The 13,255-nt window shown below is 71.9% G+C and carries 12 protein-coding genes; 9 read left to right on the top strand and 3 right to left on the bottom strand.

Going from position 1 to position 13,255, the window contains the following annotated elements; all coding sequences use genetic code 11:
- Positions 1-11: 11 nt before the first annotated feature.
- Positions 12-773 carry an IclR family transcriptional regulator gene (locus KZX45_RS20245; protein WP_248257459.1) on the bottom strand — a complete coding sequence of 254 codons (762 nt, stop codon included), beginning with the start codon at positions 771-773 and terminating at the stop codon, positions 12-14.
- Between the two features lie 233 nt (positions 774-1,006).
- Here KZX45_RS20245 and KZX45_RS09315 point away from each other — a divergent pair, with 233 nt between their 5' ends.
- The 7 genes from KZX45_RS09315 to rarD all read left to right on the top strand — a co-directional run bounded on the left by KZX45_RS09315 (position 1,007) and on the right by rarD (position 9,245).
- Positions 1,007-2,440: an MFS transporter gene (locus KZX45_RS09315; protein ID WP_248257458.1), complete on the top strand. Its 1,434-nt coding sequence runs from the start codon at positions 1,007-1,009 to the stop codon at positions 2,438-2,440.
- On the top strand, positions 2,437-2,802 hold the full coding sequence (locus KZX45_RS09310; protein ID WP_248257457.1) for an NIPSNAP family protein: 366 nt from the start codon (positions 2,437-2,439) through the stop codon (positions 2,800-2,802). The genes KZX45_RS09315 and KZX45_RS09310 overlap by 4 nt, the downstream gene beginning before the upstream one ends.
- A gap of 8 nt (positions 2,803-2,810) precedes the next feature.
- Positions 2,811-3,641 (top strand): SDR family NAD(P)-dependent oxidoreductase, encoded by an 831-nt coding sequence (locus KZX45_RS09305; protein ID WP_248257456.1) that lies wholly within the window; start codon positions 2,811-2,813, stop codon positions 3,639-3,641.
- A 116-nt stretch (positions 3,642-3,757) separates the two neighbouring features.
- Complete coding sequence (locus tag KZX45_RS09300; protein ID WP_248257455.1) at positions 3,758-5,203, top strand: FAD-dependent oxidoreductase; 1,446 nt, start codon at positions 3,758-3,760, stop codon at positions 5,201-5,203.
- Between the two features lie 74 nt (positions 5,204-5,277).
- On the top strand, positions 5,278-6,741 hold the full coding sequence (locus KZX45_RS09295) for an FAD-dependent oxidoreductase (RefSeq protein WP_248257454.1): 1,464 nt from the start codon (positions 5,278-5,280) through the stop codon (positions 6,739-6,741).
- A 37-nt stretch (positions 6,742-6,778) separates the two neighbouring features.
- On the top strand, positions 6,779-8,317 hold the full coding sequence (locus KZX45_RS09290) for an FAD-dependent oxidoreductase (RefSeq protein WP_248257453.1): 1,539 nt from the start codon (positions 6,779-6,781) through the stop codon (positions 8,315-8,317).
- Between the two features lie 4 nt (positions 8,318-8,321).
- The gene (gene rarD, locus KZX45_RS09285) at positions 8,322-9,245 is read left to right on the top strand and encodes an EamA family transporter RarD (RefSeq protein ID WP_248257452.1); all 924 of its coding nucleotides are present in this window, start codon (positions 8,322-8,324) and stop codon (positions 9,243-9,245) included.
- A gap of 419 nt (positions 9,246-9,664) precedes the next feature.
- On the opposite strand, the gene KZX45_RS09280 is transcribed toward rarD, so the two are convergent.
- Entirely contained in the window at positions 9,665-9,904 is a 240-nt protein-coding gene (locus KZX45_RS09280) for a hypothetical protein (RefSeq protein ID WP_248257451.1), read from the bottom strand.
- 209 nt (positions 9,905-10,113) lie between these two features.
- On the opposite strand from KZX45_RS09280, the gene KZX45_RS09275 reads away from it, so the two are divergent.
- A complete protein-coding gene (locus tag KZX45_RS09275) occupies positions 10,114-10,560 on the top strand; it encodes a MarR family winged helix-turn-helix transcriptional regulator (protein WP_248257450.1) in 447 nt (148 codons plus the stop codon).
- Positions 10,557-11,909, top strand: a complete 1,353-nt coding sequence (locus KZX45_RS09270; RefSeq protein ID WP_248257449.1) for an MFS transporter — start codon at positions 10,557-10,559, stop codon at positions 11,907-11,909. Before KZX45_RS09275 ends, KZX45_RS09270 begins: the two co-directional genes overlap by 4 nt.
- A 3-nt stretch (positions 11,910-11,912) precedes the next feature.
- On the opposite strand, the gene manA is transcribed toward KZX45_RS09270, so the two are convergent.
- Positions 11,913-13,121 carry a mannose-6-phosphate isomerase, class I gene (manA, locus tag KZX45_RS09265; protein WP_248257448.1) on the bottom strand — a complete coding sequence of 403 codons (1,209 nt, stop codon included), beginning with the start codon at positions 13,119-13,121 and terminating at the stop codon, positions 11,913-11,915.
- Between the last annotated feature and the right edge of the window lie 134 nt (positions 13,122-13,255).

Here is a 13,255-nt window from a genome sequence, read left to right as displayed (position 1 = left end):
AGTGCGGGCGATCAGAGCAGCAGGGCCTCGGCGGTCTCGTCGGCGGTGCGCACGAGCGCGCCGGCAAACTTGGGCAGGTCCGCCTTGGTGAAGCGCGCGATCGGCATGGCGATGCTGAACGCGGCGCGCTCGCCGTCGATGACGCCGATCGAGACGGCGAAGGCGGCGACGCCGGCCTCGCTCTCCTCGAAGTTCGTGGCCACCCGCTGGCGGCGGACCTTCTCCAGCTGCCGGTGCAGGTCCTCGAGGTCGACGTTCATGTCGGCGCCGCGGGCGCCGCGCATCGCCACCTGGTAGCGCGCGTCGACGTCCTCGCGGGGGAGCGTGGCGAGCATGGCCTTGCCCGCGGAGGTCTGGTGCGCCGGCAGCCGGACGCCGACGCGCAGGCCGAAGCGCAGCGGCTGCAGGTTCGCCTCCACGCCGTCGAGGTGGTGGATCTCCGTGCCGACGAGGGTGGCCACGTGGACCGTCTCCCCGACGCGCTCGAACAGCCGCTCGAGATGGGGACGCAGGCGCGCCCGCAGGGGCGGGATCTCGCGCGCGGCACCAGGCCGGAGCAGTTCGGGCCCGGGCTCGTAGCGCTTGCGCTCGCCCTGGGTGGCGAAGCCGTCGCCGACGAGGGTGACGAGCAGTCGCTGAGCCGTCGAGGGGTTGACGCCGAGGGCCTTGGCGGCCTCCGTGACGCTGAGCGACCCCTTCTCGCCGAGGAGTTTCAGGAGCACGAGAGCGCGGTGGACCGACTCGACCCGGTCAGGCACGTCATTGCGTAGCACGCAATAACTCTACAGGGTCTTGCGCGGGACGCAAGTGCATGTCTACCTTCGTGCCACAGCAGAACGCGGGACCAAAGTCCGTTCCCGCTCCTGAGCACGTCTGCACAGCACGACGCACCTGCCGCCGGGCCCGCCGAGCCGCCACCCCTGGCTCGAGCGCCGCCGGCCGCAACGTCGTCCGTCGCTCCACCCCAGTCCTGTCTCCCGCTGATCGTCCGACGAAGGAGTCCCCGATGAGTCAGACCGCCTCGCCGCGTACCAAGCGCCCGCTGCGCCCGACGACCTCCGCCCCGCCCCAGGCCAAGCGCGCCGTCGTCTCCGGCACCTTCGGCTCCGCCCTCGAGTGGTTCGACTTCGCCGTGTACGGCGCCATGGCGGCGACCGTGTTCCCGGCGCTGTTCTTCAACGAGATGGACCCCGCGATGGGGATCCTCGCCTCCTTCGCCACCTTCGGCGTCGGCTTCTTCGCCCGCCCGCTCGGCGGCATCGTCTTCGGCCACCTCGGTGACCGGATCGGCCGCCGCAAGGTCCTGCTCACCACGTTCATCTCTATGGGCGTCGCCTCGCTGATCATCGGCCTGCTCCCGCCGTACTCGGCGATCGGCCTCGCCGCGCCGCTGCTGCTCGTCGTCATGCGGTTCATCCAGGGCTTCGCGCTCGGTGGTGAGGCCACCGGCGCCCAGCTGATGACGATGGAGCACGCCCCGACCGACCGCCGCGCCTTCTACGGCGCCCTCATGGCCATGGGCTCACCGGTCAGCCAGGTGGCGGCGAACCTCATGCTCGCCGTGCTCTCCGGGGTGCTGAGCGAGGCGGCCTTCCTCTCCTGGGGCTGGCGCGTGCCGTTCCTGCTGAGCATCGCCCTGGTGGCCGTCGGCATCTACATCCGCCTCAAGGTCGAGGAGACGCCGGTCTACCAGGAGGGCATGAAGGAGCTCGCGCAGGAGACGACCAGCCCGGCCGTGGTCATCCGCACCCACTGGGCGACGATGCTCCGGCTGATGCTGGCGTTCTCCCCGATCGTCCTGACCTTCTACATCGTCTCGGTCTTCGGCATCAGCTACCTGACCACCCACGGGTTCACCCGCAGCCAGACCTTCACGATCATCATGATCTCCAACTTCCTCTCGGTGATCGCGATCTGGTGGGGCGGGCGCCTCGCCGACGTCTACGGCCGCCGCAAGATCCTCATGGTCGGCTCGATCGGCACGCTCGTCGCCGCCGTCCTGTTCTTCGCGGTCGTGGACCTGGGCAGCTTTCCCCTGACCCTGGGCATGGTCGCCTTCGCCCTCGTCACCGCCCAGTTCGGCAACGCCGGCCAGGGGGCCCTGTTCGCCGAGGCCTTCCCGACCCACATGCGCTACACGGGCTCTGCCCTCTCGCTGACCGGAGCCAACCTCATCTTCGCCGCCCCCGCGCCGTTCATCGCCTCCTGGCTGACCGGGCTCAGCGGCGGCAGCACCATCACCATCACCATCTTCTGGGTCGTCACCATCGCCGCCGCCATCGTGAACATGCTCCTCATGGGCGACGGCCGGACGCTCGAGGGCGGCACGCACCGCTTCGGCCGGTACCTGAGCGCCGACGAGACGCAGGCCGAGGAGGCGTCGGCGCGCGCCACCGCTCCCGCGACCGCACCCACCGCACCGGCGGGGGTGGCCCGATGATCGTCGAGCAGCGCACCTACGTCCTGCACACCGGCGCCAGCCTGGCCGAGTACCTGGACGCCTACGAGAACATCGGCCTGCCGGCCCAGAAGCCGATCCTCGGCGGGTTCCTCGGGTACTTCGTCACCGAGTTCGGCACCCAGAACGAGCTGAACCACTTCTGGGCCTACGACGACCTCGAGGACCGCCGGGCCCGCCGGGCCGAGCTCGCGAAGAGCGAGCAATGGCAGCAGTGCCTGTCCGTCATCCGGCCGATGATCATGACGATGGCGAACAAGATCATGTACCCGACGACGTTCTCGCCGATCAGGTCGCTGCCCGTCACCGTCACCGACGCCGACACGGCGTTCTCCGAGAACTGAGGACACACATGGGAACCGTCACCGAGACCATCACCGCCGAACCGTCAACCCTCGCGACGCTCACGCGGACGGCGATCGTCACCGGCGGCGCCGGGGGCATCGGCAGCGCCATCAGCCACCGGCTCGCCACGGCCGGCTACGCCGTCGTCGTGGCCGACGCCGACGCCGACGCGGCCGAGCTCACCGCCGCCACGCTGCCCGGGGTCGACGGGGCCGAGCACCGCGGCTTCGCCGGCGACCTGACCGAGAGCGCCGTCAACCGCGACCTCGCGCAGTTCGCGGCCGACGGGAGCCCGATCGGGGTCATCGTCAACGCCGTCGGCATCTCGCCCAAGCGCAACGGCCGGAAGATCCCGTTCTTCGAGCTCACCGACGAGGAGTGGAACCAGGTGATGGCGGTCAACGTCAGCGCCCCGTTCTTCCTCATCCGGGAGGCGTACCGGTACATGCCTACGGACGGGACGGCGAGCATCGTCAACCTGCTCTCCATCACCGCCAAGCTCGGCGCCGGCGGCGCCCCGGACGCGGCCTTCCCGCCGTACCTGCCCTCCACGGTCGTCTACGCGGCGTCGAAGGCGGCCCTGCAGAACCTCACGGCCAGCCTCTCCCGCGAGCTGGCCGGCCACCGGATCCGGGTCAACGGCGTCGCCCCCGGCTTCGTCCAGACCCCGATGATGGGCGAGGTGCCGCCCGAGGGGCCGCTCCTCGACCAGGTCCCGATGCGCCGGTTCGCCCGGCCCGAGGAGATCGCCGACGCCGTCGCCTTCCTCGTCTCCGACCAGGCCTCCTACATCACCGGCACGAGCCTGGACGTCAACGGCGGCTGGCTCACCTGCTGACTCCGGCTTCTGCTCGCCCGACGGAACCGCCGGGCACCCCGCTACCTCCCTGCCACCGGCCGGGGCGCGCCCTGAGCGCCCCGGCCCCCCAACCCCTCGAAAGCGAGAGTGACGCCATGTCCATCACCGAGCACTCCTACGATCTGGTCGTCGTCGGCTCCGGCATCGCCGGGCAGTCCGCGGCGACGACGGCGGCGGAGGCCGGCCTGCGGGTCGTGCTCCTGGAGAAGACGGAGAAGCTGGGCGGCTCGTCCGCGATGAGCGGCGGCTGGTTCGCGTTCTCCGGGACGCCGGAGCAGGCCGAGCTCGGCATCGAGGACTCGGCCGAGCTGTTCCTGCAGGACATGCTCGAGGCCGGGGAGCACCTCAACGACCGGGCGCTGCTGGAGGCCTACCTGGCCAACCAGGACAGCACGTACCGGTGGCTGAAGGACCACGGGGTCGAGTTCCGTGAGGTGGAGATCAGCTCGGGGATGTCCGCCCGGCGCGGCCACAACTCGGTGATCAAGCAGGTCCTGGCCACGCTGCACCGGGATTTCACCGTGGCCGGGGGCCAGACCCGGCTCGAGCGGCGTGCGGTGCGTCTGGTCCGCGAGGACGGCCGCGTGACCGGCGTGGTCACGTCCGGCCCTGACGGGACCGAGGAGCTGTACACCGGCCGCGGCGGGGTGGTGCTGGCCACCGGCGGGTTCTCCCGCGGGACGGACCTGCTGAAGATCTTCGCCCCGGAGCAGCTGGCTGCCATCCCCTACGGCGGGAAGGGCAACACCGGCGACGGGCTGAAGATGGCCTGGAAGCTGGGGGCCGGCCTGGCGGACATGTCCTTCGTGTCCGGGACCTACGGGTCTCACCCAGAGACGGGGGAGGAGTTCCACGAGCTGCTGACCGCGTACTACATGGGCGCGATCATCGTGAACACGAACGGCGAGCGGTTCGTGGACGAGTCGCTGGACTACAAGACCCTGGGCCGCGTGGTGCTCGACCAGCCCGAGGGCCTCGGTTTCGAGATCTTCGACGCGAAGGTGCGGGCGAAGTCCCACCGCGGCATCCCGCTCAAGGACATCGACACCCTCGAGGAGATCGGCCACGTGTTCCGGGCCGACACGGTCGAGGATCTCGCCGAGGTCGCCGGGATCGACCCGGCCGCCCTGGCCGGGACCGTCGCCCGGTACAACGCCGCGATCGCCGGCGAGGGCACCGACGAGGTCGGGCGCACCAACCTGTGCAACGGGCAGGGTGACCTGCTGCCGATCGACACGGCTCCGTACTACGCCTACCCGGCCAAGTCGCTGATGACGACGACGTACTGCGGCGTGACCATCGACCCGTCCGGCCGGGTGGTCGACGTCGACGAGGACGTCATCGACGGCCTGTACGCCATCGGCGAGGTCACCGGCGGCTTCCACGGCGCCGCCTACATGACGGGCACCTCGCTGGGCAAGGGCGCCGTCTTCGGCGGCATCGTCGCCCGGCACGTCGCCGACGAGCTCGGGGCCGACGACCTCGACACCGACGTCGAGCCCGCCGGCGAACGCCCCGCCGTCCCCGTCCCCGTCGCCTGACCCGCACAGTTTCGCGCATCTGACCACACCTGATCGCCGCGGGCCCCGGCCCGCGGCGTCGAAGGAGACAAGCAATGACTCACCACCACCGTGAGGTCGACGAGGTCCGGACCGCCGACGTCGTCGTCGTCGGGTCGGGCGTGTCCGGCTCGGCCGCGGCGATGACCGCGGCCCGGGCGGGGGCCCGCGTGGCCCTCCTCGAGAAGCAGGAGACCTTCGGCGGGTCGGCCGCCCTCTCGGCGGGGATGTTCTGGACCGCGCCGAGCGTGGACGCCTACCGGGCACGCATCCCGCTGGGCGACCTCGCCCTGGGCACCCGGCTGGTCGAGGACTACGAGGACGCACTCGCCGAGCTGCGCGCCTCCGGGGTCCGCGTGGCCGACGAGCCCAAGCGGGACATCATGACCTTCGGCGTCGGGTACTCCACCGACATCAGGGCGATCCTCGCCTGGTGCCGGGCCGAGGTCGTCGCCGCCGGCGGCGAGGCCCGCACCGGGACCGCCGTCGTCGAGCTCCTCGACGACGGACGGACGGTGACCGGGGTGGTGGCGCGCGAGGCCGACGGGCGCCTGGTGCGCTACGACGCCCCCGCCGTCGTCCTGACGACCGGCGGGTTCCAGGGCGCCCGGGACGAGCTGACGCGGCACATCGGGCCGAACGCCGACCGGCTGCTGCTGCGCTCGAACCCGGGCAGCGTCGGCGACGGGCTGCGCCTCGCCCGGGCCGCCGGCGCCGGCGGGACGACGGCGATGAGCACCTTCTACGGCCACCTCATCGGCCACCCCGTCAACCGGTTCGAGCCGCAGGACTTCCTGCCGTCCTCGCAGTACTACTCGGGCTCGACGGTGTTCGTGAACCTGCGCGGCGAGCGGTTCGTCGACGAGACGCAGGGCGACGAGCTGCTCAACCAGGCGGTGACGTTCCAGCCCGAGGCGCGCGGCGTGCTCATCTTCGACGACCACGTCCGCCGCACCGAGGGCACCGAGGAGCCGTTCCCCGGGCTGGGGACCATCGACCGGTTCGCCCTGGCCGTCGAGGCGGGTGCGACCCACGCCGTCGCCGACACGCTCGAGGAGCTGGTCGACGCCGTCGCCTCCTGGGGCATCGACCGCGGCAACCTCGCCGCCACCCTCGAGCTGTACACCGAGGTGGCCGGCGCGGGCGGGGGAGTGGCCCGCGGCATCCCGGTCGCCTCCGGGGCGCGGGCGCCGCAGACCGGGCCGTTCTACGCGCTCATGGTCCAGCCGTCCATCACCTTCACCTTCGGCGGGATCCGCACCAACGCCGACGGCGAGGCCCTGGACCACGACGGCCGCCCGGTCCCCGGCCTCTACGCCGCGGGCGCCGACATCGGCGGCCTGTCGAACTACGGCTACGCCGGCGGGCTCGCCCCCGGCTACATCACCGGGCGCTGGGCCGGCGCCTCGGCCGCGGCGCGGGCCGTGGGCACTGCGGCCGCCGCGGAGGGCCGCTCGGCCGATCCCGTGGAGGGCCGCCCGGCCGCCGCCACCCGCGCCCTGGCCGGCGCGCACCGCTGACCGGCCACATCAACCACCACGACGACGAGGAAGTCACATGATCTACACGGCAGATGTTCTGGTCATCGGCGGCGGCGGGTCCGGCATGAGCGCCGCGATCTCGGCGGCGACGTCGGGGGCCTCCGTCATCATCCTGGAGAAGTGCGCGGAGGTCGGCGGGTCGACCGCCATGTCCGTGGGCTCGTTCACCGCCGCGAACACGTCGTACCAGTACCGGGCGGGCGTGAACGACAGCATCGACCTGTTCGTGGAGGACATGAAGGTCGCCAACGGGGAGTTCGAGGCCCGGGAGAACAAGGAGCTGCGCCGCATCCTGGCGGAGAACGCCGGGCCGACGGTGGAGTGGCTCTCGAGCATCGGGGTCCAGTTCCTCGGCCCGACGCCGGAGCCGCCGTACGAGAAGCCGCGCATGCACAACGTGCTGCCGAACTCCAAGGCCTACCGCGAGGCGCTGCTGCGCGAGTGCCGCAAGCGCGGCGTGGCGATCTACACCTCGATGCGGGTGGACGGGCTGCTGCGCAACGCGGCCGGCGAGATCATCGGTGCGTCCGCGAACGGGCAGAACTACTTCGGCCGGCGCGGCGTCATCCTGGCCACCGGGGACTACTCGGCCTCCACCGAGCTGAAGGCGAAGTACGTCGGCGAGGCCGCGGCCAAGGTGCCGCCGGTGAACCCGAACAACACCGGCGACGGGTTCTACCTGGGCACCGAGGCCGGCGGGGTCATGATGCAGATGGACCGCCTCTACGAGGGGCTCCGGTTCGCGCCGTCGACCCGGCCCGACCCGATCAAGATGCTGCCGTCGGTGCCCGGGCTGACCAGGCTCATGCGGGTGGTGGTCGAGCGGCTGCCGAAGAGCCTGCTCGCCTACGTGATCCGCGGGGCGCTGACGTCCTGGATCGGCCCGAACAACACCATGTACGCGGCGGGCGCGATCCTGGTCGGCCCCGACGGGCGGCGGCTGGCGAACGAGGACTCCGACAAGCTGATGGCCCGCGCGGTCGCGGCGACGGAGGCCAACACCGGCTACATGATCTTCGACGCGCGGGTCGCCAGGAAGTTCTCCGCCTGGCCCAACCCGGTCTCGACGTTCCCCGGCGTGGCGTACGCCTACGTCCAGGACTACAAGCGGTTCCGCCCGGACGTCTACCACCAGGCCGCCACCCTCGAGGAGCTGGCGACCAGCCTCGGGATCGAGCCCGCGGCGCTCACGGCGTCGGTGGCGCGGTGGAACGAGCAGGTGGGCGCCGGGGCCGACCCCGAGTTCGGCCGGGAGCGGCTCGGCGAGGGCGTTACCGAGGGGCCCTTCTACGCCCTCGGCCCGATGAACGCCTACGTCACCCTCGCCGACGGCGGTCTCGCGGTGGACAACCAGCTGCGGGTGACCACCGAGGACGGCGAGGTGGTCCCCGGGCTGTGGGCGGCCGGGTCCACCGGGCAGGGCGGTCTCCAGCTGCTCAACCACGGGCTGCACATCGGCTGGGCGATGATCTCCGGCCGACTCGCGGGCCGGCACGTGGCCCAGGCGCAGAACCGGGTCGACCTCAAGGTGGCCGAACCGGTCCTGAGCCGCTGACGGCATGGACGCGACCGAGGCGAAGGACCGGCGCGACGGGCTGGCGGCGGCTCTCGTCAGCTACGTGACCTGGGGCTTCTTCCCGCTCTACCTCCTGCTGGTCTGGGACGTCCACGCCCTCGAGGTCGTCGCGCACCGAGTGGTGTGGGCCGCGGCGCTGATGCTGGTGATCGTCGCCGTCACCCGTCAGCGGACGGCGCTGCTGCGGGTCCTGGCCGACAGGAGCTCGCGCCACCTGCTCGGCCTGGCGTCGCTGCTCATCGGCGTCGTGTGGTTCTTTTACGCCTACGGCGCGCTGACGAGCCGGGCGGTGGACGTCGCGCTGGGCTACTTCGTCTGCCCGCTCGTGACGGTGCTCCTCGCGGTCACCGTCAACCGCGAGCGCCTGCGACCGGCGCAGTGGGTCTCGGCCGGCGTCGGGGCCGTCGCGGTCCTGGTGGTCACTCTCGGGTACGGGTCGTTCCCGTGGATCTCCGTGGTCGTCGCGGTCGCGTTCGGCCTGTACAGCCTGGTGAAGAACCGGGTCGGGCGCGGGGTGAGCCCCAGCGTCGGGCTGACTGTGGAGTCGATGCTGCTCGTGCCGCTCGCCGCGATCGTCATTGTCGCGATGTCGATGACCGGCACGGCGACCTTCGCCGTCAGTGGGCTCGACGCCACGGACCTGTTCCTGGTGCTGTCCGGCCCGATGACGATGTTCCCGCTGCTGCTCTTCGCGGCGGCCGCCAACCGGCTGCCGCTGTCCCTGCTGGGAAACCTGCAGTACCTCAACCCCGCGCTGCAGCTCGTCTCCGCGGTGCTGGTGCTCCAGGAAGACATGCCGCTCGCCCGGTGGGTCGGGTTCGCCCTGGTGTGGGTCTCGTTGCTGGTGCTCGTGGTCGACGGCGCACGCGCGCGGGCCCGCGCGCGGCGGCTGGAGCCGGTGGGCTGAGGACAGAAGTGCCGGAGGCTGGGCCTCCGGCACTTCTGCCTTCCGGCGGCTGTCGCGCACCGGAGGGTGCCGCGCCCGGTCCTGCCGTGCACAGGACCGGGTCGACGGCTGCACTGAGAGCGAAGCCGACCGGAGAACCGGTCCCCCGAAGCTCTACCTGCTCAGCACGACTTCAGGTGGCCGACGCCCACCACGCCTGTGCCGCCGTCGTCTATTGAATCGGCTCCACGGCCTCGTCGCCCAGGAAATCGGTGACGAAAAGTTGGAAATTGTCGCCGGGAGCCTTCTTCATGTGGTTCTTCCGGGATGTCGGACGGCACCGGGCGCTTCGGCGGTTGGCCCCGGGGGTTGGCGGGGCCGTTCGTGCCGCGCCCCGGCCCCCGGGTCTGGTCATCTTCTTCCCAAGAACGGGCAAGGCGCTACGTTTTCGGGCGGCCGGAAAAGGACATGGCAGGTTGTGGCCGTGAGGAGGACAGCGCGGTGACGAGCTGCGCCGTCGGCGGGCCTTCGTACCCCGCGCCGAGCGCCTCGGCGGGCCTGGCGTCCCGCAGGATGACGACGGTCAGCGCCAGGGCGACCAGCATGAAGACGACGGCGACGACGACCCAGAGCACGTCGTGACGGCCAGGTGGCTCGGGGGAGTGGCGGGGCGGTGCCATCGCGCTCTCCTCTCCGCCGGATCGTCGGGGTGCCGGACCCGGACGCCCCCGCTGAGCCGAGTATCCACCCGGAACCGGGCCGGGGGCGCCCGACGGTGGCGCGGGCGACGTCGCCGTGACGACCCCGGCGGCGCGGTCCCCGGGGTGCGCAGTCTCACCCCGTTAGGACTGGTAATTAGCAATGCTAATGACCTAGGGTAACTAGCAGAATGAACAACATCGCGCCGAACCCCCGCTCCGACCGCCGCCCCGATCTGGCGACCAACCTGCGCATCGCCGTGCTGCGGCTCTCGCGCCGGCTGCGCACCGAGTCGACGCTCGAGGTGACCGAGGCGCAGCACTCCGTGCTGTCCGCGCTCTACCACCTCGGCCCGATGACGGCCGGGAAGCTTGCCGAGCACGACCACGTCCAGCGGCCCTCCATGACGCGCACGATCGCCTCCCTGGAGGAGCGCGGCCTCGTGACCCGGGGTAGCGACCCCGCCGACAAGCGCTGCGTCGTCGTCACGACGACCGACGCCGGCAACGAGCTGGTCAAGGAGATCAAGCGGCGCCGCAACGCGTGGCTCGACAAGCGCCTGGCCAAGCTCACCCCGGCCGAGCGGCAGGTGGTGGGAGAGGCCGCCACGATTCTGCGAAGGATGGTGGAGGAATGAGTCGGACCTTCTACTCGCTCAGGTACTTCAACTACCGGCTCTGGTTCGTCGGTGCCCTGATCGCCAACGTCGGCACCTGGATGCAGCGGGTCGCCCAGGACTGGCTCGTGCTGGCCATCCTGCCCAACGGCTCCGGGTTCGCGGTCGGCATCGTCACCGGGCTGCAGTTCCTCCCGATGCTGGTGCTGAGCCCGTTCGCGGGGCTGCTCGCGGACCGGCTGAACCGCCGCAAGATGCTCATCGCGACGCAGGGGTCGATGGGGGTGCTCGCTGCGGGTCTGGGCGCCCTCGTGCTCACCGACACCGCGGAGCTGTGGCACGTCTACGTCTTCGCGTTCCTGCTCGGGGTGGCGGCGGCGCTGGACTCGCCCGTGCGCCAGACGTTCGTGGCCGAGATGGTCCCGGCCGCCGACCTGCCCAACGCCGTCGGGTTGAACTCGACGTCCTTCAACGCCGCCCGGCTCATCGGGCCGGGCGTGGCGGGCCTGCTGATCGCCGCCGTCGGGCCGGGCTGGGTCTTCGTCATCAACGCCGTCTCGTTCGGGGCGACGATCTTCTCCCTGACGCTCATGCGCACCCGCGAGCTGCACCCCATGCCGCACACCCGGCGGGGGAAGGGCCAGGTGCGCGAGGGCATCGAGTACGTGCGCCGTCGCTCGGACATCCTGACGATCCTCGTGGTGGTCGGCGTGGTGGGGGCGTTCGGCCTGAACTTCCAGCTGACCTCCGCGGTCATGGCCCGCGAGGAGTTCGGCCTGGGCGCCGGGGAGTACGGGATCCTCGGCTCGATCCTGGCGATCGGCTCCCTCACCGGCGCGCTGATGGCGGCCCGCCGGCGGAACCCCCGGGTGGGCCTGGTGATCGCGGCGGCGCTCGCCTTCGGCGTGACGACGGGCGTGCAGGCGCTCATGCCCACCTACGAGCTGTACGCCCTGCTGTGCATCCCGGTCGGGTTCTTCTCGCTCACGATGATGACCGCGGCGAACACCACGGTGCAGATGTCCACCGAGCCCGCCATGCGCGGGCGGGTGATGAGCCTGTACATGATGGTCTTCCTGGGGACGACGCCGATCGGCTCGCCGATCGTCGGCTGGGTGGCCGAGGCGTGGGGCCCGCGCTGGTCGGTGGGCGTCGGCGCGATCGCGTCGGTGCTGGTGGCCGTCGTCGCCGCGCTGTGGGCCAAGCGGTCCTGGCACGTGACCGTGCACTACTCGCTGCGCAGCCGGCCCCACCTCGTCCTCGTGGGTCCGCGCGAGCGGTCCGTCCAGCACGCCGAGCGCGAGGAGCGCGACCGCACCCGGGCGGCGCTCGGTGCGCAGGAGGCGCGGCAGGGGAGCGAGACGGCGTAGGGCCTACGGCACGTCCGCCTGGACCAGGGTGCCGGTGCCGCGCCCGCGGAGCGCGCCCTCGTCGGCCCGCACGAAGTAGGCCTCGCCCCGCTCGAGCACGGCCGAGTCGGTCTCCGAGGTCACCTCGATCCGCCCGTCCAGGCACAGCAGCACCCGCGGGCCGCGGCCGGGCAGCGGGTGGGCCGGGCCGCCGTTCACGTCGGTGAGGGCGGTGACGGCGAGCTCGAAGTCGTCGACCGGGGCGTAGAAGACCCGGGTGGCGCCGTGGAAGACCTCGGGGGCGATGCGGATCGGCGGCGCGGCGACGTAGTCGACGCACTCGAGCATCTCGGGGACGTCGACGTGCTTGGGCGTCAGGCCCGCGCGCAGCACGTTGTCCGACGCCGCCATCAGCTCCACGCCCAGGCCCGCGAGGTAGACGTGCACCCCGCCGGCCGGCACGAACAGCGCGTCGCCCGGCTGGAGCGTGACGGGGTTGAGCAGGAGCGAGACGACGACGCCCGGGTCGCCCGGGTAGGCCTCGGCGAGCCTGACCACGGTGTTGTCCGCGCGGGGCGACGGCGAGCCGTCCGCGAGCCGGCGCGCGCAGGCCCGGGCGACCTCCTGGACGGCGTCGGGAGAGGGGCGGGTCGCGCCGTCGAGAAGCCACGTGAACGCGGCGCGGACCCCCTCGGCCGTCGGGTCGGCGCGGAGCGTGTCGTGCAGGTCCTGGGCGAGCGGCGCGCCGAGGTCCGCCAGGAGCTCGGCGGCGCGGCGCGGGGCGCGGAAGCCGCACATCGCCCGGAAGGTGGTCAGGGCGAAGACGAGCTCGGGCTTGTGGTTCGGGTCGCGGTAGTTGCGGGTCGGATCGTCGAGCGCGATCCCCGCCGCCGACTCCGCGGCGAAGCGCTCCCGGGCGCGCTCCAGGCTGGGGTGGACCTGCAGGGAGAGCGGCTTCGCCGGGGCGATCAGCTTGAGCAGGTACGGCAGCTGGGGCCCGAAGCGCGAGACGACGTCCTCGCCGAGCGCGCCGACGGGGTCGGCCGCGATATGGGTGAGCAGGTCCGGACCGGCCTCCCCGAAGACCGCCTCGAGGCGCGCGGGGGCGTCCGGGTGCGCGCCGAGCCAGAGCTCTGCCACGGGGCCGCCGGGGGGCTCGGTGCCCAGCAGGGCGGGGATGGCGTCGGGCGAGCCCCACGCGTAGTCGCGTTCGACACCGACGATCCGCTGCACCCCAGCCCCTTCCGATCCTGTCCCGGCATCATAGGGAGCCCGGGAGTCCGCGAGGTGACAACGAACGCTCCGGTGCCGCGGACGGGTGGAGTGACGTCGGTCTCGTCCGTCCGCGGTCCGGCGGCCCGATCAGA

Origin of the sequence: Georgenia sp. EYE_87 (genome assembly GCF_023148685.1) — a bacterium.
Classification (GTDB): Bacteria; Actinomycetota; Actinomycetes; order Actinomycetales; family Actinomycetaceae; genus Georgenia.
This window is presented reverse-complemented; position numbering and strand designations above follow the sequence as displayed.

Coding starts and splice junctions, on each gene's coding strand:
- KZX45_RS09295 (WP_248257454.1), top strand. CDS start 5,278: ATGACTCACCACCACCGTGAGGTCGACGAGGTCCGGACCGCCGACGTC.
- KZX45_RS09275 (WP_248257450.1), top strand. CDS start 10,114: ATGAACAACATCGCGCCGAACCCCCGCTCCGACCGCCGCCCCGATCTG.
- rarD (WP_248257452.1), top strand. CDS start 8,322: ATGGACGCGACCGAGGCGAAGGACCGGCGCGACGGGCTGGCGGCGGCT.
- KZX45_RS09310 (WP_248257457.1), top strand. CDS start 2,437: ATGATCGTCGAGCAGCGCACCTACGTCCTGCACACCGGCGCCAGCCTG.
- KZX45_RS09315 (WP_248257458.1), top strand. CDS start 1,007: ATGAGTCAGACCGCCTCGCCGCGTACCAAGCGCCCGCTGCGCCCGACG.
- KZX45_RS09280 (WP_248257451.1), bottom strand. CDS start 9,904: ATGGCACCGCCCCGCCACTCCCCCGAGCCACCTGGCCGTCACGACGTG.
- KZX45_RS09270 (WP_248257449.1), top strand. CDS start 10,557: ATGAGTCGGACCTTCTACTCGCTCAGGTACTTCAACTACCGGCTCTGG.
- KZX45_RS09300 (WP_248257455.1), top strand. CDS start 3,758: ATGTCCATCACCGAGCACTCCTACGATCTGGTCGTCGTCGGCTCCGGC.
- KZX45_RS09290 (WP_248257453.1), top strand. CDS start 6,779: ATGATCTACACGGCAGATGTTCTGGTCATCGGCGGCGGCGGGTCCGGC.
- KZX45_RS09305 (WP_248257456.1), top strand. CDS start 2,811: ATGGGAACCGTCACCGAGACCATCACCGCCGAACCGTCAACCCTCGCG.